Genomic DNA, 21,708 nt, shown 5'->3' on the forward strand with positions numbered 1-21,708 from the left:
GGCGGCCGGTACTGCGGCTGCGCGCCCTGCGGCACCAGGTGCAGCAGCGGGCCGGTGATGGCGTCCCCCAGCCGCACCTGCACCGGCCGGTCGATGGTCAGCGGCTGACCGATCCGCCGCGCGTCCACGAAAACACCATTGGTACTGCCGTTGTCGGCGAGCACCCACCCGTTCCCCCGCCAGGACAGTGTGGCGTGCACTCGCGACACGAGCGGGCTGTCCACGAATAGCGTGACCTCGGGCGCCCGCCCCATGGTGATCTGCTGACTTGCGTCGAAGACCCGATCGGTTCCTTCATGACGCACGGTGATCTGCTGCGCCCCCGGTGAAGACATGGCCCGGATACTACCGGCTACCTCGCCGGGAGCCAGATGAGTCTCGAGGCGGTCAAGGGCGCATCACGGATTGCCCGCCGAGCGGCCGCGCCGGCGGCGAATCACCGCCGGTCCGATGACCGATCGGACAGCTGACCCGGGCCGCGGGCCACGAGCCGGATAATATGCGTGGGGCCGGCCGGTGGGGCGGAACAGGGTCGGACCGTGAGGGAGTGGACGTGGGGAAGCGTCGGGCGACGGTGATGCTGCTCCTGCTCACCTGTATCGCGGTGGTCGTCTGCGGATGCACCCGCAATGTGCCGGGTCGCGCCGTCTCGATCTACGACGATCCGTTCAAGGTCGCGGGCCTGCCCACCACGAGCGGCCCCAGCGGCCCGCGCGGCGGGGTGCCCGACAGCCCGTTACGCGCGGAGAACACCGACAACGGCGATATCGACCGGCTCGTCATGAACGCGATCGAAGACATCGAGGCGTACTGGGGCGGTGAGTTCAGCAAGGACTTCGAGGGCGATTTCGTGCGGGTCACCAAGCTGGTGTCCTGGAGCGCGAAAGCCCCACGCTCGCAACAGGTGCAGTTCTGCGAGGAGAGCACCTACCGGCTGGTCAACGCCGCGTACTGCAGTCTCGACCACACCATCGGCTGGGATCGCACCGTGCTGTTGCCCGCGGTGCAGGAGAGCTTCGGGAAGATGTCGGTGGTCACCGTCATCGCCCACGAATACGGGCACGCCATCCAGAGCATCGCCAAGATCGTGAGCCGCAAGACCCCGACCATCGTGAAGGAACAGCAGGCCGACTGCTTCGCCGGCGCGTTCATTCGCCATGTGGCCGAGGGCAAGTCGAAGCACTTCACGATCAACACCTCGGATGGGCTGAACGCGGTGCTGGCCGCGACTGTCGCCATCCGCGACGACAATCCCGAGGATCCCGAGAGCGTGCACGGCTCGGCCTTCGAGCGCGTGACCGCGGTGCAGATCGGCTTCACCGACGGCGCCAAGGGCTGCAAGGCCATCGACACCGACGAGATCGAGCGCCGCCGCGGCAACCTGCCGCAGACCTTCGGCAACGACACCACCATGGGCGAATCCGAGGTGGCGCGAAGCAACCTCGACGAGATGGCCAAGGCCATGGCCGCGATCATGCCGATCGACGAGGCCCCCGAGTACACCTACGACGGCGCGACCCTGAAGTGCCGCAACGGCAAGGACACCGCACCGGTGACCTACTGCCCCGCCACCAATACCATCGGCACCGATCTGCCCGCGCTCCGTGATCGCGGCGAGGCCAACACCGATGAACAGGACGGTCTTCCGGTCAAGGTGACCGGCGATTTCACCGCGTACGTGGTGTTCATCTCGCGGTACGCGCTGGCGGTGCAGCAGAGCGAGGGGCAGAAACTCAAGGGCGCCAAGACCGCGTTGCGCGCGGCCTGTCTGGCCGGGGTGATCACCGGAAAACTGGCCGATCCCAACAGATCCAAGGCCGACGGGGATATCAGCCTGTCGCCGGGCGATCTGGACGAGGCGGTCTCGGGCCTGCTCACCGACGGGCTGGCGGCCAGTGACACCGACGGCAACACGGTGCCCAGCGGGTTCTCGCGGGTGGACGCCTTCCGCGCCGGTGTCCTGGGCAACCAGAACACCTGCACGTCGCGGTATTCGTAATACTTTTCCCGAGAGCGCGATACCGCACCCCGCGGCCCGGATATCGCTTTTCACAGCGGGATACCACGCGTTCGCAGCGGGATACCAGGCGTTCGCAGCGGGATACCAGGCGCCGCGCGGGAATACCGCGTACCGCCGGGCAATCCCGCGCTCAGCCGAAGGGCGGGGGCGCGACCGGTTCCAGGCGCAGCATGCGGTTGCCCAGCATGATCTCCGCGCCGGGAATCAGCGTCATGGGCTGCCCGGGCTGGAGCCGCACCCAATCCCGGTATCCCGGCAGGCGCACCCGCGTGCCGTTGGTGGACCCCCGATCCAGCACCGTGACATCCCAATTCACCAGCCGGATCTCCGCGTGCGCACGGGACATGCCGCCGGAATTGTCGTCGATCTTCAGGGGCACCAGCCCGCCGCGGGCGGCGTCGGAGAACTCCGGATCGCGGCCGGCCACCGCGTCGGCGGCCAGCATGTAGGTCATGCCGTCGTCGAGCACCAGCATGCCCAGGGGCGGCCGGATCACCTCGCTCACCTGCTGCGTCTGATCCACCGGCATGCCGCATACCGAACAGAACGCGGCGCGCGGATCGCTGGGATGCGCACGCGCGCACTTGAACCCGAGCACCTTGGTGGTCAGCGCGGCGGCCTTGGCCGTGGCCTCCAGGCGGCGCTGGAGTCCCGGGTCCGGTTTCGGCGCGGGGTTGGTGCCGCCGGTCTCGGTGGGCGCGTGATGCGGATCGAATCCGCCGGGCACGCTGGGTGATTCGGCGGCCGGGTCGAAACCCGCCGTGGCGGGCAGTGCATCGGTGCGCGGATCGAATTCGGCGGTGGCGGGCGGTGCACCCAGCTCGGTATCGGATTCGGTCGGAATGCGATTGGAGGTCCGGGTGGGCGTGAGATTCGGGTCCGCTTCCGAATACGGTTCCCGCGCGGCCGTTTCCGGCTCCGGGTCATAGGAGGCGGTGGGCGGCAACGGCCGGCTCGGCCGGGCGGCGTTCGGGGCCGCGGCACTCCGCGCGCCGTCGCCGCGCACGGGCAGCCACGGGGTGACCGGGTCGCCCTCGAACCAGACGACCGCGCCCGCCGCGACCGCCACGCCCTCGATGAGCGAACCGATTCCGCGTTCGGGCAGCTCGGGCGCCCGGCGCTTGCCCGCGTCGATCAGCAGCGCCGCGGCGCGCGCGGGATGCGCGGCCACCCGGTCCACGGTGAACGCGGCGTCGCTGCCGCGGTAGTACTCGAGCTGCGCACCGGCCAGCACCGCGGTCACCGAACCGTGCAGGAAGATCGCCACCCCGCCCGTCTCGGCGGCGGACAGGATCCCGAATTCGATCGGTTCGCCCGGGGAGATGCGCTCGGCGTCCTTCATCAGCCAGCGGGTGGCCTGGCGCGCGACCTGCCTGCCCGGTCCGTCCGGGGCCAGGCGGGTGGCCTCGGCCACCAGTTCGGAGAGCGCGGTCGCGGCGACGGCCGCCCGCGAGCGCGCGGTCGGCGCACCCGGTTCGCGGTGTGCGACCAGGATGACCGCACCGGCCACCCGGGCGACGATGTGATTGCCCGCGACTACCTCGACCTGCCGATCCATCAATGGAACCGGCCCCCGGTGTTCGCGCGGCACGGGATGTTCAGCACACGCACCAGATTACGTGGCCCGGATCCGTTACGTCCGGGCCGCCATCGGACGATGAGGGGTAGGGAGCGCGACGATGCGCGACGGCCCACCGGCCGCCGGGTTCGTCCGCTACTTTGAATGCACCGTACGGGAGGATCGAGGACCTGACATGGTTCGCACAGCGCGCAAACCACTCTTCGCCGCATGTCTGTCGCTGGCCGCGCTGTTGCTGACCGCCTGCGGCAGCATCGACGGCACGCCGGTCGCCGGGGAACTCGACGTCCGCACCCTGGCGGTCGGCTCCTACCCGGTCGACAAGTTCTCGTACCCGCAGGACGCCAACGGTCAGGGCGCCCTGCTCGAAGGCTTCCGGATGGCCGACGCCGTGGTGCCCACGGTCGGCATCGACCCCTCGCTCACCTACGGCCGCGGCGGCCGCGCCACGGTCGGCACCGAGGACGCCACCAAGGTCGCGCTCGCCGCGCCCTCGCGCGCGGTCCTGGATCGCAACAAGCTGATCACGGCCTTCGCCGCCAGCGGCTCGGACAAGGTCGACGAGCCCGGCAAGCCGGATCCGGCGGGCGCGACCACGATCACCAACATGGTGCTGCGCTTCGGGAACGAGCGCACCGCCAAGACCGCCGCGAGCGAACTCGAGGACGCCGACTTCGGTGTCGCTCCCGACCTGAACAAGAAGCTCACCCTGAGCCAGTACCCGGACTCGTTCATCCACTGGCGCCCGGGCGTGCCCACCATCGGCGCGTTCCTGCCCTACAAAGAGTTCGTGATCTCGCTGTTCATCCAGCGCCCCGCCGCCGATGAGAAGGACCTGCTGGAGTGGGTCCGCAAGACCTTCGACGCCCAGGTTCCGGTGCTGGCCAAGTTCGCGCCCACCCCCGAGTCCAATCTTCCCGAGCTCGAGGTGGATCCGGACAATCTGCTTGCCCGGGCCGTGGTCACCGAACGGGGCGACGGCACGCCGGAACCGCGCACCTTCGCCGCCTACGGCGGGACCAAGATCGTGCACAGCGCCAACAACCAGGGCAAGATCCAGCAGGCGGTGAACGAGACGGGCGCGGACGGTATCGCCACGGTCGACACCGCCTCGGTCATCCGCACCCGCGACGACGCCGGCGCGACCACGCTGCTGGACGCCCTCGTCGCCGACGAGAGCGATCACTACGACAGCATCGGCGCGCCCAACGACGTCCCCGGCGCGAAGTGCGTGCAGCTGAACAGCAAGGGCGACACCGAAACCGAGTACAAGAACCGCTGCTACGTCACCTACAAGCGCTACATCGGCGTGGTCAGCAGCGATGACGAACCCGAGGTGCGGCAGAAGATCGCGGCGCAGTACGCGCTGCTCGCGAACAGCCTGTAATCGGTAGGCTCGCGGGCGCGCCGCCGACCGCGCGACGGCACCGCCCGCGAGATGATTCAGGAGCCCGAGTAGATGACGCTTCGTGCCGGCGCCCTGCTCGGCGGATATCGGATCGTCCGAGTGCTCGGCTCCGGCGGGATGGGCACCGTCTACCTCGGCAAGCATCCGAGCCTGCCGCGCATGGACGCGCTCAAGGTGCTCTCCGCCGAGCTCTCACACGACCGGGAGTTCCGGGGCCGCTTCCAGCGCGAAGCGGACGTCGTTGCGGCACTGGATCATCCGAGCATCGTCGCGGTGCACAATCGCGGCGAGGAGGACGGCCACCTCTGGATCGCCATGCAGTACGTGCGGGGCAGCGACGCCGCCGCCGAACTCCGCCGCGACCCGGCCGCCATGACACCCCTTCGCGCACTGACCATTACGGCCCAGGTCGGCCGGGGCCTGGACCACGCGCATCGCGCGGGTCTGCTGCACCGGGACATCAAACCGGCGAATTTCCTGCTCACCCAGCACGACGGGGAAGAGGAGCGGGCGCTGCTCGGCGATTTCGGCGTCGCGAAAAGCGTCACCGACACCACCGAACTCACCCAGACCGGCAGTTTCGTGGCCACGATCGACTACGCCCCGCCCGAGCAGCTCGCGGGCCTGCCCCTGGACCCACGCTCGGACATCTACAGCCTCGGCTGCTCGTTCTACAAACTGCTCACCGGCCAGAACCCCTATCCCGCGGCGCAACCGTCCCTGGTCATGCTCGGCCACCTGCACCAGCCCCCGCCCCGGGTCACGGCGGTGCGCCCCGACCTGCCGCCCGCCATCGACGCGATCTTCGCCCGGGTGCTGGCCAAGAATCCGGCCGCGCGCTACTCCACCTGCCGGGAGTTCACCGAGGCGGCCGCCGAAGTCCTGCTCCCCGGATACCACGCGTCCCACATCACCTCGCCGAATGTGCCCTGGTACACGGCGCCTCCCACACGGACGAACGAGTCCGGCACGACGGCAACCACTTTCGGCGGCGATCCGGGCGGAGCGCACACGGCCGAGACCGCCGCGCACACCGTCGCGGGAACAACCGGACCGCAGGCTGTGGGACACAACGGTTCCGAACCCACCGAGGTGGTTTCCACCCGGCCCACCCGCCCGGGAACCGAACCCCCGCCCCGCGCGGACACTCCGCGCGAACGCCCGGTCAAACTGCTGCTCGGCCTGGGAGCCGCCGCCGTCGCGGCCGTCACGGCCGCGGGGATAGGCGTGTACGCGGGCGGCGGTGCGGGCGAGTCCGGCCCGGACACCGCGGCGACCACCGCGTCCCGAACGGCGCCGGCGCAGGCCCGCTCGCAGAACCCCGCCTTCCAGGGCAAGACGATCACCGTCATCGACTTCTCGCAATACCCCCACGAGGACAACCGCTATCGGGTCTACCTCACCGGCTCCCCGCAGGCACGGTTCCTGGAAGAGCTCGGTTTCGTCTACAACCCCGCGTACGCACCCCGCGACGCGGAGATCTCCCCGCGGACCGAGAGCCCGGATGCCCTGCAAGCCCCGGCCGATTCCTACATCCTCGCGCTGCACGGCAACGAGAAGGCGAACAACGGGGTGACCCCGGCGACGCCCTCGGCGATCATCGGCGCGCGCGGCCGGGTCATCGATCTGGAGGACCCCAACGCCGTCGTCTCCTTGCAGCAGTGGGGACCGCGCAGCGAGGAACTGCTGCTCGCCCGATTGGTTCCGGTGCTGCGCAGCCGAATCGAGTAGGGTGACCCCCGATTACCGGGGAGGGAATTGTGAGTAGATTCGTGCGGTCCGTCGTGGCCGCGGCCATGGCGTTGACGCTCGGGGGAGCCGCCGCGTGCGGGTCGGACGGTGGTTCCGGGGGCGCCGAACCCGACATCGATCTGACCACCCTCGACGTCGGCAGCCTGCCGACCGAGCCGGTGACCTACGACAGGGTCACCAGCATCGAGCAGGCCAAGGCGGTGGAGGGCATGCGACTCGCGAACGTCGTCCCGCTGCCGTCCGAGATCATTCCCGAGGTCAGCGTTCCGGCGCAGATCGCCAGCGTCGCGGTGCGCACGTTCATCGACTTCTCCTCACGCGCGATCAAGATCCGGACCACCGCCGCACCCTCGGAATTGAACGCCGCCGCACCGGGATTCGTCGTCGGCTTCGTCAGCAGCGGCAAGTCGAACGACGAATACCCCGCGCTCTCCTACGAATACGAGAACATCGTCCTGCTCTTCGAGGACGACGCCGCCGCCACGTCCGCCGCACAGGCGCTGGGCCGCCTGGACTTCGAGTCCGTCGCGGGCAGTGAACCGGTGGAGCTGGCGAAATACCCGGGCGCGATCGTGCACGCCGAGGGCGGCGACACCAAGGGCCTCATCAAATCCTGGTACGCCACCGGAAAATTCGTCGTGTTCACCTACGTGTGGGACAACCTGATGGCCGAGGCGAAAACGCGGGACCTGGGCAAGCTCACCGCGCGCGTGGAGCGCGCCCTGGACGTGATCCCCCCGGCGCTGGCGTCCTTCCGAGCCACGCCGAAGGATCAGCTCATGAATCTGCCGGTGGATCCCGACAACATCCTGGGCCGCACGCTGTCCACGACGAAACTCGATTCGGCACAGGTCGGCTCCCCCGGGGTTTTCGACGCACACGGCGGACTGCACATCGTGCAGGGGACCGATTCCGCGGCGCTGCTGGAACGCACCGGAGTGGACCGCGTGGCCTGGAACGGCGGCTATCTCTACCGCGCCCGCGATGCCGACGCCGCCGCGGAGATCGTCACCGAGTACAGCTCGACCACCCGGCTCTTCAAACGCGCGGACAGCCCGGAGAACCTGCCGAACGCGCAGTGCCGCAAGTACTCCGGTCCCGGCGCCGCGGATATCCCGTACTACTGCTACGTCTCGCACGGCCGCTACGCCGCGCAGGTGTCCGCGCTGCAGCTGAAGGACGCGCAACAGCGCATCGCCGCGCAGTACGCCATTCTGGTCAACGCTCACTGACGAAGTGCCCGGGGGATTTCTCATGTTTTCACGACGTATTCGCCATGCCGCGGCGGTGACGCTGACCGGGCTGGCGCTGGCGGGCTGCACCGTCGCCGGATCGGCCACACCGGGCGAAACAGATGTGCGCGGTTTCGATGTGGGCAAGTACGCGACGGGACCGCTCGAGGAGCGGTACGCCTATAACCCCGATCTGGCCAAGGGCCTGAATCTGGCGCTCATGCGACTGGCCAACCGGGTGGTGACCGGACCCGAGATCGACGCGAGATTCAAGTACGGCACCGGGATGATCCCGTTCCTCACCCCGGACAAGGCCACCAAGGTCCTGGCCGACGTCACCGCGCCCGTCCTGGCCCGCAACAATCTGAAATTCGGTGTGGCGGTGGGCCACAGCGAACAGGAGCCGATCAAGGGTGCGGCCCCCGCGGGCAGCCCCTTCACCACCGTCACCGTCATGCAGTTCCCGGACGACGCGAGCGCCGCCCGGGCCGCGACCGAGCTGGACGAGGCGGATTTCGGGATCGCGGCCGAGGCCAATCAGCACGTGACGCTGCCCAAATACCCTGCTGCCCTGGCCCATTGGCGCCCCGGGGTCGCGAGCATGGGCGCGACCATCGCTCGCGGAAGCTACGTGGTCGCCCTGTTCGTCGGCACGCGGGATCCGGAGCAGGATCAGCTGACCGCACTCGTCGAGCAGGTGCTGGACGTCCAACTCCCGCTGCTCGACGCGCTGCGGCCGCTCGATACCGAGGCGGTGCTCCGCCAGCCGTACGACCCGGACGGGATGCTGCGCCAGACCCTCAACATCCAGGGCATCGGGCAACCGGACGTCGGGCAGCAGGCGGTCTTCGAACAGCGCGCGTATCTGCATCGCGTCGCGGATCAGGCGCACTGGCGGCAGGTGCTGCAGGACAACGGCGTCGACCGATTCGCCGTCTCGGGCGCGTCCTTCGAGGGCACCACGATCCTGTTCCGCACCCGGGACGCGGACGCCGCGATCAGGTTCGGCGCGGCCGTCCTGTCGGCCAATCACGCCGGGCCCGCCGAAGCCCCCGCCGGCGTTCCCGACACCACGTGCGGCGAGGCCCCGAAGGACGCCGCGAGCGGCCTGAAAAGGTACCGCTGCGTGGTTGCCTACCGGCAGTACGTGGCCGCGGTCCAGAGTGATCAGATCACCGACGTCCATCAGCGGGCCGCCGCCCAATACGCCCTCATGGCGAATAGCTCCTGGTAATCGCCGTGTAAGCAGCCTCTCGCATCGACATTCTCACGCCGAGCCATCGACTCTGATCAGCGACGCCTCTCCTCGGTTGGGGTGCCGGCGAATTGCTGAACAGGGGTGGAACCGTCGGGCAGTGACCCACGTCTAATCAAGATGTAGAGCTCGTCCGCCCGCACGTGATCGAGAGGAGGCACCGTGGCCGGTGCATTCGAAGCCAGTAATGAGCTCATTCAGGCCAAGGCCCAGGAGTTCAAGCAGACCCACGAGACGCTCATGCATCTCATCGCCGACCTCAAGCGCGACGAGGACGCCATGACCGTGGGTTCGAACTGGCAGGGCGGTGCGCGGAACGCCTTCAACGCGTTCATGGAGCGCTACTACTTCCAGGCCGACAAGCTCAACGACAAGCTGATGACGACGACCGAGAACCTCATCAGGGTCGGGTCGAACTACGAAGAGCACGACCGCGATTACGAGGCCCGAGTCAAGGCGCAGACCTCCAGCCTCGATCTACCGCCGGTCTGATCCGCCGCTCCCACCCGACCCGTCAGCAAAGGAACCACCATGGCAGCCGCATCCAACGGTCAGATCATTTCCGCCCAGTTCGAGGGCGTCGCCGACGGCGCGACCTCGGTCATCCGCCGCGCGGAGAACATTCGCGACCAGCTCGAGGCCTTCCACCGCGCCGTCGAAGAGTTCGTCACCAACAACTGGAAGGGCGACGCCAACGAGGCGTTCGCCGACATGCAGCGCGTGTGGAACACCCACGTGGGCCAGCTCAACGCCACCCTCAGCGGCGCGGGCACCCTGGTCCGCACTGGCAACGCCGAACTCCAGGCGAAGGACACGGCCCTCGCCGGCCTGTTCTGATCCCCGCCGCGGCCTGTTCGAGCGACGCCGTATATCTGAACAACGCTGCGTGACAAGCGCCCTCGCACCCGGGTGCCGGGGCGCTTCGTCACGGGCAGCCGGCTCTCGCTCCCGGACCGCTGGAGCCTCCGGCCCGGATCGACGGGACCTCCGGCCCGAACAGCCGGACCCTGGCCGGCCGACCGGAGCTCGAGCGGCCGCGAGCCGTCGGACCGCGGGCCCGTGTCTCACGACTCCGGCAGCCGGCCGAGCTGGATCAGATCCTCGCCCGCGCGGGTCACGTAGGTCCCGCGACCCGGCGGCATCAGCGAGGGCCGCGTGTTGCCGAACAGCACGCCCTCGTCGCGACCGCAGCTCATGATCAGTGCCGCGGAGTTCAGTTCCTTGAGCCGGTTGAGGGTGGCCTCGTACATGGCCCGGCCGGCGCCGCCCGAGCGCCGCGCGATGATCAGGTGGAAACCCAGGTCGCGGGCGTGCGCGAGATGGTCGAGCAGCGCGTGCAGGGGATTACCGGTCGCGGTCGCGACGAGGTCGTAGTCGTCGACCACCACGTACAGCTCGGGCCCGTTCCACCACGAGCGGTCCCGCAGCTGCTGCGCGGTGACATCGGGTCCGGGCATGCGCTGGGTGACGTACGCGGCCAGATCGGACATCTGCCGACTGAACTGCGGCGCTGTCGACCCGTAGCCCGCGAGGTACCCGTCGGGCACCGTGCCGAGCATGGAGCGCCGATAGTCGCCCATGATGATGCGAGCCTGATCCGGGGTGTTCGCGGCGCAGATCGACCGCACGATCGAGCGCAGCAGCGCGGTCTTGCCGCTCTCGGAATCACCCACGGCCACGAAGTGCGGACTCGCGGCGAAATCCAGGTACACCGGGGCCAATTCGGCCTCGTCGATGCCGATCGGAATCCGCGTGCACGGGTGCGCCGGGTCCTCTCCCCCGGGCCGATCCCCCGCCAGCCGCAGCAGATCCGAGTACGGCAGCCGCTCGGGCAGCATGCGCACCCGCGGCGCGGACCGGCCGGGCGTGCGCTGCGCGATCTCCGAAACAGCCCGCGCCACACCGACTCCCAGCGTGGCCGGATCGGAATCCCCGTCGACGCGGGGCAGCGCGGTGAGCATGTGCAGCAGATCCGCGGTCATACCGCGCCCGGGTCGCCCCATCGGCACCAGCGCCGCGAACTTGCGCCCGAGGTCCGAGTCCATCGGATCGCCGAGGCGCAATTCGACGCGCGTGCCGATCTGATCCTTGAGCGCGGGCCGCGCCTCCGGCCAGCGCGCGAGCGAGATCACCACGTGCACACCGTACGAAAGTCCCTGCACGGCAAGGTTCATGACGGTCTGTTCGAGCGCGTCGAACTCCTGGCGGAAAGAGCCGTACCCGTCGATCACCAGGAAGGCGTCGCCGAAGGGATCCTCCTGCGCGCCCGCCGCCGCCCGCCCGGCGGCCGGGTCGGTCGCGGCGTTCACCTCCACGGCGCGCAGCCGCCGGAACTCGGCCATGGATTCGATGCCCAACTGCCGGAAACGCGCCTCGCGCCGGCGCACCAGGGCGACCAGCTCCGCGACGGTCCGCCGGACCTTGTCCCCCTCCATCCGCGAGGCGACCGCGCCCACGTGCGGCAGCCCCTCGAGCGCGACCAGGGTGCCGCCGCCGAAATCGAGGCAGTAGAACTGCGCCTGTTCGGCGGTGTGGGTGAGAGACATGGCCATGACCAGCGAGCGCAGCGCGGTCGACTTGCCCGACTGCGGCCCGCCCACCACCGCGACATTGCCGCGTGATCCCGACAGGTCCACCAGCAGCGGGTCGCGCCGCTGATCGTAGGGCCGGTCGACCAGGCCGATGGGCGCGCGCAGGGTGGCGGTGCGATTCCAGTCGCCGGTGAGCACCGATCGCGGGAGCAGTTCGTCCAGCGTCGGCGCCTGATCCAGTGGCGGCAGCCAGATCTCGTGCGCCGGACGCCCGTGCCCGCGCACTCGCGAGACCAGCATGCGCAGATCGGAGACCTCCTCGGCCGGGGGCCGGGGCTCGTCGGGCTCGTTCGGTCCGATCGGCGGAATGCGATCGGCGGCCCGGAATTCCACGTGTGTCGCGGTGAAAGGCCGAGCGGTCACATCGATTTCCCCGGACCGCGTGGCCGCGCCGAGATCGCGTGGGGCGCCGGCGCCGGTGTACGGACCCGAGACGTAGGCGGATTGGAACCGCACGATCTCCCCCGAATCCGATTTCAGATAGCCGCCGCCCGGATTGCCCGGCAGGTTGTACGCGTCGGGCACCCCGAGTACCTGACGGGATTCGTTGGCGGAGAATGTCTTCAATCCGATCCGATAGGACAGATGACTCTCCAGTCCCTTGAGCCTGCCCTCCTCCAGCCGTTGCGAGGCCAGCAACAGATGCATGTGCAGCGAGCGGCCGAGTCGCCCGATACCGGTGAACAGTTCGGCGAAATCCGGATGCTGGGAGAGCAATTCGGAGAATTCGTCGAGCACCACGAACAATGCGGGCATGGGGTCCAGATCCGCGCCCGCGGCCCGCGCCTTCTCGTACTCGGAGACATTGGCGAAATTGCCCGCCGCCCGCAGCACTTCCTGCCTGCGGTTCATTTCGCCGTCCAGCGCGTCGCGCATGCGGTCGACGAGATCGGCCTCCTCCTCGAGATTGGTGATGATGGCCGCCACGTGCGCCACGCCCTCGAGCCCGAGAAAGGTTGCACCGCCCTTGAAATCCACCAGCACGAAGTTCAACTGGTCCGGTGAATGCGTGGCGATGAGCGAAAGCACAAGGGTGCGAAGGAATTCCGACTTTCCCGAACCGGTCGCGCCGATACACAGCCCGTGCGGCCCCATGCCGCCCTCCGCGGCCTCCTTGATGTCGAGTACGACCGGCAGCCCGTCCGCGCCGACGCCGAACGGCACCCGCAGGCGTTCCCGCCCGTAGCGCGGCTGCCAGGCGGTCTCGGGCGTGAACGCGCCGATGTCGCCCAGCCCCAGCAGTTGCGACCAGCTCGAAATGATTTCGCCCGCATCACCCGCCGCCGCACCGGTCTGCTGCACCGCGGCCCGATAGGGCGCGAGCCGGCGCGCGGCCTGTTCGGCCTCGCGCACGCCGATGCGGTCGATGCTCGCGAACCGCTCCATCGCCCCGCTCGCGCCCCGGCCCGAGCAGTCGCCGTTCTCGACCAGCATCGGAATACCGCGCGAGGCGGCCAGTCGCGGCGCGTACCCGCACAGGTCGATCACGGTGACGCCCTCGAAACCGCTGTCGCGCAGGGGATCTTCCTCCGCCTCCAGCAGGCCGCCGTCCACCACCAGCACGATCTGCACCAGGTTCGGGTCCGGCGGCTGATTTCGCGAGTACCGAACCCTGTTGTGCAGCAGCGGATGCAGTCCGGCGTGCGCCTCGCGAATGGACCCGTACACCATGCGCTCGGTGCCGACGCCGTCCAGCGAGTCCGGGTGCTGGGTGTGCGGCAGCCATTTGGCCCATTCCCACTCGCGGGCGGTGTCGGGGCCGCAGACCACGGCGATCAGCACCTGATCCGGGCCCTGGAACATGGCCAGCTGCAGCAGCATCGCCCGGGTCAGCTCCCGGGCCTGAACCCGGTCACCGGTGAGCGCGATGCTGGCGAAGCCCTTCACCGCGATCGCGGTCGGCAGGTCCGGGACCGTCGCATGGGTCCGCACGAAACGTCTCAGCGACACCGCAGCTATCGGTTCGAGTTCCTCGACCGGGCCGGTTTCCGGCGCCACCAGCCGGGTCGCGAGCCGCTGACTGCCCAGCCCGATGCGGGCGTGACAGAAGTCCTTGTCCCCCGGCCGGCGTTCCCACATGCGGGTGGTGCCCGCGAGCATCCAGACCAGACCGGGTTCGGGGTGACTCCACTCGATGGCGGCCCGCTGCTGCGCCGCGGTCTCGGCCACGTCGCGCCGGACCTGATCGAGGTAGCGCAGGTAGTCCTTGCGGTCCTCGTCGGCCTCGGACGCCTTCTGCCCCCGGCCACCCTGCCCCGCGTACATGCCCACCATGGAGAACACCATCATCATGGGAAACATCAAGCTCATGGGGTTGGAAGCGAACCCGCTCCCCGAGGTGAACATGAGCGCGACCATGCCCAGCATGCCCACCACCATCACCAGCGGCATGAGCTTGGTGAACAGATTCGCCGGGATACTGCGCGGAATCTCCGGCGGCGCCTGCAGCGTCACCTCGCCGCCCGGTGACCGCGGGACCTCCCGCCGCGGCCGCCGCTGAAACCGTACGGTGCTCAGTGTCTTCTGCCCTCCGCCTCGCTCCGGGCGCGGTCCGCGGCCCGGAGGTCTCGTTCTTCCCTCCCTCCGCTCCTCCGCTTCGCTCCCCCGCTCCACTCAGTCCAGAACGAGACGGCCGCGGACCACAGGGTGTTGCTACCGGAGAATTGGGCGGGTCGCCCGCGTCAGCGGGTGGCATCAGCGGGGAGTCGACATCGGGCGGAGCTCGAGTTGGCTTGCCCCCCTGCTTCCGGCGGGTAGTTTACGGACACTCATAGCCATCACGTACAGTGCGGGCAACATTTCGGCACATACCGGCGCGGCGGCGGTGATTCGCGCGCCCGGAGCGGTCCGGCGGGTCGAATCCGAGTGGGGGGGCAGCGTGACGCTTGCGCGAAACGACCATATCGACGACGGCCGCGGCACGGTCCGAGCGCCCGACCTCGCGCGGGTGACGATTCTGGCCAAGCACACCCAGGTGGATATGGCCATCCCGATCGACGTACCGGTCGCGCTGCTCATTCCGAGCGTGGTGGACATGGTGGCCCAGCACAATCGGGCCAACGAGTTCGGCAGCGACGGGGAGGCCTTCGAACCCCGCGAATGGGTGCTCGCCCGCATCGGCCAACCGCCACTGTCCAATTCGCTGAGTCTGGCCGAACAGGGCGTGCGCGACGGCGAACTGCTCATGCTCGAAAGCGCCGAGCACACCGCGCCGACCCCGCTGTTCGACGACATCATGTACAACGTCGCCATCGCCGACGCCGACCGTTTCCGCGGCTGGAATCCGCGCACGGCCAGGCTGACCGGTTCGATCCTCGCGGTGCTCACCATGCTGGTCGGCTGCCTCGGCCTGCTGGCCGCGCCCACGGCCGTACCCGGCTGGGTGAGCGGTTCCATCGCCCTGTTCGTCACCGTCCTGCTGGTGGTCGCGAGTGCGGTGCTGTCCCGCGTGTACGACGACGACGCGACGGCGCTCGTCCTGGGCGGCTGTGCGCTCCCGGCGGCGTTCACCGCGGGCATGCTCTTCGTCCCCGACGCCTACGGCTGGGCGAATCTGCTGCTCGGCGCGGTGCTCACCGGCGCGGTCGCCGTGCTGACCCGGCGCGTGAGCGACGTGGGCCCGGGCCTGTTCACCGGGACCGCGACCCTGGCGGTGTACGCGGTTCCGGTCGCGCTGATCGGACTGCTCACCGAGGCGCCGCGCAAATCCATCGGCGCGGGCGCCGCCGCCCTCGGCCTCATCGGATTGGCGCTCGCGCCAAGGCTTTCCATTGCGCTGGCCGGGCTTCCGCTGCCGCCGGTGCCCGCCCCCGGCACCCCCATCGACCCCACCGAGGACGATCCCGACGATCATCGCGCGCTGCCGAGCCTGGGCGCGCTGCGCGCGAAATCCGAACGCGCGCGCGAGTATCTGGCAGGCCTGGTCGCCGCCACCATCCTGGTCGTGGCCGCCGGCGCGCTGGCCGCGTGCGATCCGGGTTCCGAGCAGCGCTACTGGCCCGGCCTCGCGCTCGCGCTGGTGTGCGCGGCGGTGCTGATGTTCCGCAGCCGGACCTACGCCGGGGCCGACCAGGCGGTGGTCCTGGTCGCGGGCGGCGCGGGCATCGTGCTCGCGATGCTGATCGGCACGGCCCTGCTCTTCGAGGTCCCGCTGCTGGTTTTCGGTGCGGCCCTGCTGATTCTGATCGCCGCGCTGGTGCTGGGCATCGCGCTCCCGCGCAGGCAGGCCACCCCGCCCATGCGCCAGGCGGTGGAACTGCTGGAATACACCTGCGTGGCGGCCGTTGTGCCGCTCGTGTTCTGGGTGACCGGCCTGTTCGCGCTCGTGCGCGGGCTCTGATCGACGCGATGCCGACTCCCGCGATGCATCGCGCCCTGCGCGCCGGCGCCGCCGTCGCGGTCCTGGCGGTAGGTCTGTCCTTCGGGCTCGGCGCCGAACTCGCGGCGGCCCACGCCGATCGGCCGCCCGCCGTGGATCCACGACTGCTGCCGCCGGGCGGTCCCGCCGCCCCGCCCGGCAAGACCGAACATCCGGCCAACTCCCCGTGCCTGAGCACCCAGGCCGGCGGCGACGGCCCGACGATCCCGCCCACCCAGCGCGCGCTGGACCTCGAACACGCCTGGCGGTTCTCCCGGGGCGCGGGCCAGCTGGTGGCGGTCATCGACACCGGCGTCGCGCCGCATCCCCGCCTGCCCGGGCTCATCCCCGGCGGCGACTACGTCGCCAATTCCGGTGACGGGACCGAGGATTGCGACGCGCACGGCACCCTCGTGGCCGGGCTGATCGCCGCCACCCGCGTACCCGGAGAGGGTTTCGCCGGCGTCGCGCCCGAAGCCCGCATCATGACCATCCGCCAGACCAGCGCCATGTACCAGGCCGCGGGCGCGAGCCGGGACAAGGGCCCCGACGACATGCCCGACGGCTACGGCAAGATCTCCGCGCTGGCCTCGGCCGTGCGCCGCGCCGCCGACGCCGGTGCGCGCGTCATCAACATCTCCCTGGTCGCCTGCCCCGCCAGCCGCCCGGCAAGCACCGAGATGGGCATGCTCGGCGCGGCCGTGCGCTACGCCGCGGTCGAGAAGGACGTCGTCGTGGTCACTTCGGCGGGCAACACCGACACCTGCAGGGCGAGCAACCCCGGCCCGGACCCGCTGCACCCGGACGCCGACCTCTGGAAGCGCATCTCCTCCTACGTGGCCCCGGCCTGGTGGGACGAGTACGTGCTCTCGGTCGGCTCCATCGACGCCTTCGGCCGCCCGTCGAAGTTCACGGTGCCCGGCCCCTGGGTCGGGGTGGCCGCGCCGGGCGAGGACATCATCTCCCTCGATCCCCGAAGCACCGGGCTGACCACCGCCAAGGTGTCCAATCAGGGTCAGGTATCGCGCTACAGCGGAACGAGTTTCGCCGCACCCTACGTCTCCGGCGTGGCCGCCCTGGTGCGCTCCCGCTTCCCGAATCTGAACGCCCGCGCGGTGATCGACCGCATCCAGGCCACCGCGCATGCCCCCGGCGAAGGCTGGAATCCCTACGTCGGCTACGGCGCGATCGACCCGGTGGCCGCCCTGACCGCCGAGGTCCCCCGCGACCTACCGCCCAAGCGTCCCAACACCCCTCGCGATCGACAGCTCCCGCTGCCGGCCTCGGCGCCATCCCCGGACAACACCGCCCGCGACGTCGCCCTCATCGGCACCGGCGTGGTCGGCCTCCTGGTCGTCCTGGCCTTTCTGGCCTCGTTCCCCCTGCGCCGCAAGTTCGGTAGGCGTGAGGACAGTCGAGCGACGTTGTCTCGCAACACGGACCGGCGATGAGACGGGACCGAATCCCGCTGTTCCATCAGGTCGTGGTCCGACTGCTGACCGCCGGGCGGCATCCCGCCGCCGCACAGCGACGGTCATTCCACCCGAGTCTCTTTTCACGCGTCCCTGGCTGATCGATGGCGCGGCCCGCACGTTCTGCCGCCGGAGCCGAACTTCGCCATCCCGCCCTTCCCCTGGTTCCCACCGGGAACGCCGGTCCACCGTGCCGCGACGGCATCCGCCCTTTCACCCGAGGCAAGCTCAGTTCTGAGGTTTCACAGGCTGTTTCGCCGGATTCGGGTCCGGGGCGACGCCGTCGTGGGCGACCATCGCGGCCTCCCGGCTCAGGGTCGGGCCGGGCGCGAGCAGGCCGACGATCTGCCACGGCGCGGGTTCGGGGCGCACCGACTCCGGGTCCATGCCCAGTGCCTTCGCCGCGTCCAGATCCCTTATGCCGTAGCGAACCCCGTAGTCGGACAGGAAGAACAGGCTGTCGCGCCGCTGGCTGTCTGGTTCGATCCCGGTGGTCTGGACGTACGCGCCCGCACCGGGTTTCAGGTAGAACGCGTCGAGTTCGGGCCCGTTGCCGTCGGCCTGCGCGAGCGGCACCAGCCGCGCCCGGTCCGGAATGGGCGGCGCGTGCCCGGTCAGCAGGGTGAGCTCGGCGTGCCTGCTGCCGTCCGAGGTGTCGGCGGACTCGATGGGCCGCCACGAGAGACATTCCACGGGTTGATCTTTGCCGTCCACCAGGGCCGGAGCCGCCGCCGGGTAGGCGCCGACCGCCAGCGCGCCCGAGACCGGCGCGCCGGTGCGATCGGCCTGCGCGATGAAGTCGTCGGCGGCGGTGGAGCGGTAGGCGTTGCGAATGATGTCCGCTGTCAACGGCGACACCGGCTGCAAGCCGTCCGCGAGCACCACGTACTGCCGGTTGTCCGTGCGCACCCGCACCACGTCGCCGATGCGGTGATCGCCGATCGAATAGCGCGGGGCCGCACCGGCTTCCGCGATGGGCGGGGCGGTCAGCGGCAGCACCTCGGGAATGGCGTTCAGCAGTCCCGCGCTGACGGGCCGGGGCGTACGCCCGCGAATGTCGAGGGCGTCCACCACCGCCCGGTCGTTCATGTCCAGCCGCGCGCGCTGATTGTCGTAGACGAGGTAGGTGTGGTCGCGGCTCTGCACCAGCAGCGCCCGGCCCGCGGCCAGTGGCGCGGCCTTGTCCCCCAGATCCGGCGCGCCCGCGATGACCGAGGTGGTCAGGGTCCGGCTGCCGTCGTTCGCGAGCGCGTCGCACACGGTCCAGGCGCGGCCCGACCCGCCGGTCTCGACGTTCAGCGAGGCGGGTGCGCCCGGAATGCCGATCAACTGCCCGCGCGGCTTCTTGGCGAGTTCGGATTCCTTCACCGTACCGGGTTTGGCGGCCTCGCCCGCGGCCAGCCGCGCCGAGGCCAGATTCAGCGCGGGATGCACGACGTTGTCGATGACCACGTACACCGCGCCGGTGTTCTTGCCGAGCAGGATCTTGTTCGAGCCGATCTTGTCCTGCGGTCGCAGTAGCGCTAATAATCCGCAACCGGCCAGTGCGACACACGCGAGGATCACCCCGGCGGTGAAGGCGCGGGACTGGGCGCGCATGGGGTCGTGCAGCATCCGCACGTCCCTGCGCACCAGGGCGTGTTCCATGCGCCGAACCAGGAAGCGATAGCCGCCGACCTGCCATCGCGTCGTGGGTTTTGAAGGCATGCGAATCCCCCGACCAGTCATTACGTCCGCAGAGCACAGTACAGTTCCCCCGAATCCGAATGGGCACTCGGCCACCGCAAGTGGGCCGGGAATCGGCGATCGGGGAGCGATATGACGGGCCGCGCACGGTTGACCAACCTGCTGGTGGCCCAGTCGACCGCGGTGGTCGTCCTGCTCACCGCCGTACTCGCCGGCATACCGCCGTGGCCCGCCCTCGGCGTTGCCCTCGTACTCGGGCTGCTGCTGCTCGTACCACTGGGCAAACGTTCAGTTGCCCAGTGGATCGGCACCCGCTCCCGCTATCGCGCACGCCGACCGCGCGCCCTGGCAGATGCCATCGACTTCACCGCCGCCGACGGCCGCTCGCTCGGGCTGTACCTGGACCGCTCGCGCGTTGTCGCCGTCGTGGAGGTGCTGCCGCCCAGGGGCGGGCTGACCCGCCTGGGCCGCACCACCGTGCAATCCACCCACCTGCTGCCCCTGACAGCGCTGGCCGAGCGACTGACACAGCACGACATCCGCTTGGCGGGCATCGACATCGTCTCGCACGGCCATCGCAGCCGATCCGGCACGCCGGCCGGGGCCATCTACGAATCACTGCTCGGCCCGCTGCCCGCCACCGCGCACCGCACGGTCCGGCTGGCCATCGCCTTCGATCCGCTGCTGTGCCCGGACGCCGCGGACCGGCGCGGCGGCGGCCTGCCCGGAGCCTGCCGCGCGGTCACCATCGCCACCCGGCGCATCGTGCGCACCCTGGAGGACGCCGACTGCGCCGCACGCGTTCTCACCGCACCCGAGATCACCCAGGCGGCCCTGCAGATCACCGGCGGGGTGGACCCGCGCGATCTCACCCAGCACTGGCGCTACGCCGAACTCGGCAACAGCGTGAACATCGGCGCGGCCCTGGATCCCGGCCGGCTCGGGTCCGAAGCCCTGGATCAGCTGTGGGTGCCGCCCTCGCGCGGTACCACGGTGGCGGTGCGGCTGCGGCCCGGCGACGCACCCGGCACGGTGCGGATCGGCGCGGCCTGGCGACTCACCGCACGCGAACTGCCCGCGGAACCGGTGCACAGGCACATGATCTCCATGAACGGCCGTCAGCGCGAAGGGCTGCTCGCGCACCTGCCGCTCGCGGTGCCGGGACTGGACGACTGCGTCCCCGCCATCGAACGGCCCATGAGCGATGTCGAGCGGGTCCGGCTCGCCTCGGCGGGCTGCGGCCAGCTGCTCGGCTCCGACGACGCGGGCAACGGGGTCGCGGTTCGTCTTGTCGGCCAGGGTATTTCGACCGTGTACATCTCGGGCGAGCTCTACCTCGCGCAACAGCTGGTCTTTCGCGCGCTGGCCGTCGGGGAACGGGTGCTCATCCGCACCGATCGCCCGCAGTCCTGGGAGCACCTGCTCACCACCATCGGCAATCCCGAACGCCTGACGCTGGCCGCCGAAACCCACCAGTCCGACGCGGGATTCACCGCCGTGCTGGTGGACGGGGTCCTGGCCCCCGGTCCGCACGCGGGCGTCACCACGCTGTATCTGACCGGCAATCCGCTGGGCTGGCCCGGTGCGCCCCCGGACCTGTCGATCCGGCAGCCCGGCGCCGCGGGCAACCGAATCACCCTGCGCACCGGCACAACCGAGGTCGAGTTGACCCTGGTCTCCATCCCCCGCGAGGGCGCCTATATCGGGCACCCTCGCGCCGCTCGCGCGTTCGCCGCGCAACCGTAGATCGCACGCCGCGCAGGGCGCACGATCCCGGCGCGGCGGGGAATCACCCCGGATACGGGTCTGTCGCCCGAGCGGCCCGCAAAGTCCTTCCCCACCAAGCCAGTTGAGTGAGCATCCTGCCCGCGGCATCGATGGCCGCCCCGTCCGCGGTATCCCCCGCGTCATCGAACTTCCGCTTGGCCTCGTGGAAACTGACCGTCTCCCGAATCGACACCATATGGATCTCGGCCACCACCTGCCGCAACTGCTCGACGGCCCGCAGCCCGCCGGAGAGTCCGCCGTAGCTCACGAAACCGATCGGCTTGGCCCGCCATTCCCGCTTGGCCGTGTCGAGCGCGGTCTTGATCGAGGCCGGATAGCCATGGTTGTACTCCGAGGTCACCACCACGAAAGCATCGGCGGCAGAGATTCTTTCGCAGTAGGCCCGCGATTCCGGGGTGACGCTCAGGTCCACCGGAAGCGGCGTGTCGAGCAGGTCGATGACCCGCGTGTCGAATCGTTCGTCGGCCAGCGCCGCGCGCAGGAACCAGTCCGCCACCACCGGCGCGAATCGTTCCGGGCGCACACTGGCCACGAGCACTTCGAGCCGAAGCGGATTCTCCATGCGCCG

General features: G+C 69.9%; 15 protein-coding genes. 10 read left to right on the plus strand and 5 right to left on the minus strand.

The window, feature by feature from the left end:
- Window positions 1-335, minus strand: a 335-nt coding sequence (locus tag ABZ319_RS10305) for an FHA domain-containing protein (protein WP_354986051.1), incomplete at its 3' end; no start/stop codon positions are given.
- A gap of 242 nt (window positions 336-577) precedes the next feature.
- Between ABZ319_RS10305 and ABZ319_RS10310 the strand changes: the two genes are divergently transcribed.
- Window positions 578-1,999, plus strand: a complete 1,422-nt coding sequence (locus ABZ319_RS10310; protein WP_354986131.1) for a neutral zinc metallopeptidase — start codon at window positions 578-580, stop codon at window positions 1,997-1,999.
- 151 nt (window positions 2,000-2,150) lie between these two features.
- On the opposite strand, the gene ABZ319_RS10315 is transcribed toward ABZ319_RS10310, so the two are convergent.
- On the minus strand, window positions 2,151-3,578 hold the full coding sequence (locus tag ABZ319_RS10315; RefSeq protein ID WP_354986052.1) for an FHA domain-containing protein: 1,428 nt from the start codon (window positions 3,576-3,578) through the stop codon (window positions 2,151-2,153).
- 196 nt (window positions 3,579-3,774) lie between these two features.
- Between ABZ319_RS10315 and ABZ319_RS10320 the strand changes: the two genes are divergently transcribed.
- From ABZ319_RS10320 to ABZ319_RS10345, 6 genes are all read left to right on the plus strand, one after another.
- On the plus strand, window positions 3,775-4,986 hold the full coding sequence (locus tag ABZ319_RS10320; protein ID WP_354986053.1) for a hypothetical protein: 1,212 nt from the start codon (window positions 3,775-3,777) through the stop codon (window positions 4,984-4,986).
- Between the two features lie 72 nt (window positions 4,987-5,058).
- Window positions 5,059-6,738, plus strand: a complete 1,680-nt coding sequence (locus tag ABZ319_RS10325) for a serine/threonine-protein kinase (RefSeq protein ID WP_354986054.1) — start codon at window positions 5,059-5,061, stop codon at window positions 6,736-6,738.
- Window positions 6,739-6,767: 29 nt separating this feature from the next.
- Window positions 6,768-7,991 carry a hypothetical protein gene (locus tag ABZ319_RS10330; RefSeq protein WP_354986055.1) on the plus strand — a complete coding sequence of 408 codons (1,224 nt, stop codon included), beginning with the start codon at window positions 6,768-6,770 and terminating at the stop codon, window positions 7,989-7,991.
- 22 nt (window positions 7,992-8,013) lie between these two features.
- Window positions 8,014-9,225: a hypothetical protein gene (locus ABZ319_RS10335; RefSeq protein WP_354986056.1), complete on the plus strand. Its 1,212-nt coding sequence runs from the start codon at window positions 8,014-8,016 to the stop codon at window positions 9,223-9,225.
- A gap of 183 nt (window positions 9,226-9,408) precedes the next feature.
- Entirely contained in the window at window positions 9,409-9,738 is a 330-nt protein-coding gene (locus ABZ319_RS10340; RefSeq protein ID WP_354986057.1) for a WXG100 family type VII secretion target, read from the plus strand.
- Between the two features lie 39 nt (window positions 9,739-9,777).
- Entirely contained in the window at window positions 9,778-10,083 is a 306-nt protein-coding gene (locus ABZ319_RS10345; protein WP_354986058.1) for a WXG100 family type VII secretion target, read from the plus strand.
- A 227-nt stretch (window positions 10,084-10,310) separates the two neighbouring features.
- Here ABZ319_RS10345 and eccCa read toward each other — a convergent pair whose 3' ends face one another.
- Window positions 10,311-14,354 carry a type VII secretion protein EccCa gene (gene eccCa, locus ABZ319_RS10350; protein WP_354986132.1) on the minus strand — a complete coding sequence of 1,348 codons (4,044 nt, stop codon included), beginning with the start codon at window positions 14,352-14,354 and terminating at the stop codon, window positions 10,311-10,313.
- A gap of 361 nt (window positions 14,355-14,715) precedes the next feature.
- Between eccCa and eccD the strand changes: the two genes are divergently transcribed.
- Window positions 14,716-16,176, plus strand: a complete 1,461-nt coding sequence (gene eccD, locus ABZ319_RS10355) for a type VII secretion integral membrane protein EccD (protein WP_354986059.1) — start codon at window positions 14,716-14,718, stop codon at window positions 16,174-16,176.
- An 8-nt stretch (window positions 16,177-16,184) separates the two neighbouring features.
- The gene (gene mycP, locus ABZ319_RS10360; RefSeq protein ID WP_354986060.1) at window positions 16,185-17,645 is read left to right on the plus strand and encodes a type VII secretion-associated serine protease mycosin; all 1,461 of its coding nucleotides are present in this window, start codon (window positions 16,185-16,187) and stop codon (window positions 17,643-17,645) included.
- Between the two features lie 249 nt (window positions 17,646-17,894).
- Here mycP and eccB read toward each other — a convergent pair whose 3' ends face one another.
- Window positions 17,895-19,373, minus strand: a complete 1,479-nt coding sequence (gene eccB, locus ABZ319_RS10365) for a type VII secretion protein EccB (RefSeq protein WP_354986061.1) — start codon at window positions 19,371-19,373, stop codon at window positions 17,895-17,897.
- A gap of 111 nt (window positions 19,374-19,484) precedes the next feature.
- Here eccB and eccE point away from each other — a divergent pair, with 111 nt between their 5' ends.
- Window positions 19,485-21,098 (plus strand): type VII secretion protein EccE, encoded by a 1,614-nt coding sequence (gene eccE, locus ABZ319_RS10370; RefSeq protein ID WP_354986062.1) that lies wholly within the window; start codon window positions 19,485-19,487, stop codon window positions 21,096-21,098.
- A 43-nt stretch (window positions 21,099-21,141) separates the two neighbouring features.
- Here eccE and ABZ319_RS10375 read toward each other — a convergent pair whose 3' ends face one another.
- Window positions 21,142-21,702 carry an NAD(P)H-dependent oxidoreductase gene (locus ABZ319_RS10375; RefSeq protein WP_354986063.1) on the minus strand — a complete coding sequence of 187 codons (561 nt, stop codon included), beginning with the start codon at window positions 21,700-21,702 and terminating at the stop codon, window positions 21,142-21,144.
- Window positions 21,703-21,708 lie beyond the last annotated feature (6 nt).

Source organism: Nocardia sp. NPDC005978 (assembly GCF_040614455.1).
Lineage (GTDB): Bacteria > Actinomycetota > Actinomycetes > Mycobacteriales > Mycobacteriaceae > Nocardia.

Excerpts from the sequence above, each read along its gene's own strand:
- ABZ319_RS10310 (WP_354986131.1), top strand. The coding sequence starts at position 578 with ATGCTGCTCCTGCTCACCTGTATCGCGGTGGTCGTCTGCGGATGCACC.
- ABZ319_RS10315 (WP_354986052.1), bottom strand. The coding sequence starts at position 3,578 with ATGGATCGGCAGGTCGAGGTAGTCGCGGGCAATCACATCGTCGCCCGG.
- ABZ319_RS10320 (WP_354986053.1), top strand. The coding sequence starts at position 3,775 with ATGGTTCGCACAGCGCGCAAACCACTCTTCGCCGCATGTCTGTCGCTG.
- ABZ319_RS10325 (WP_354986054.1), top strand. The coding sequence starts at position 5,059 with ATGACGCTTCGTGCCGGCGCCCTGCTCGGCGGATATCGGATCGTCCGA.
- ABZ319_RS10335 (WP_354986056.1), top strand. The coding sequence starts at position 8,014 with ATGTTTTCACGACGTATTCGCCATGCCGCGGCGGTGACGCTGACCGGG.
- ABZ319_RS10345 (WP_354986058.1), top strand. The coding sequence starts at position 9,778 with ATGGCAGCCGCATCCAACGGTCAGATCATTTCCGCCCAGTTCGAGGGC.
- mycP (WP_354986060.1), top strand. The coding sequence starts at position 16,185 with ATGCCGACTCCCGCGATGCATCGCGCCCTGCGCGCCGGCGCCGCCGTC.
- eccB (WP_354986061.1), bottom strand. The coding sequence starts at position 19,373 with ATGCCTTCAAAACCCACGACGCGATGGCAGGTCGGCGGCTATCGCTTC.
- eccE (WP_354986062.1), top strand. The coding sequence starts at position 19,485 with ATGACGGGCCGCGCACGGTTGACCAACCTGCTGGTGGCCCAGTCGACC.
- ABZ319_RS10375 (WP_354986063.1), bottom strand. The coding sequence starts at position 21,702 with ATGGAGAATCCGCTTCGGCTCGAAGTGCTCGTGGCCAGTGTGCGCCCG.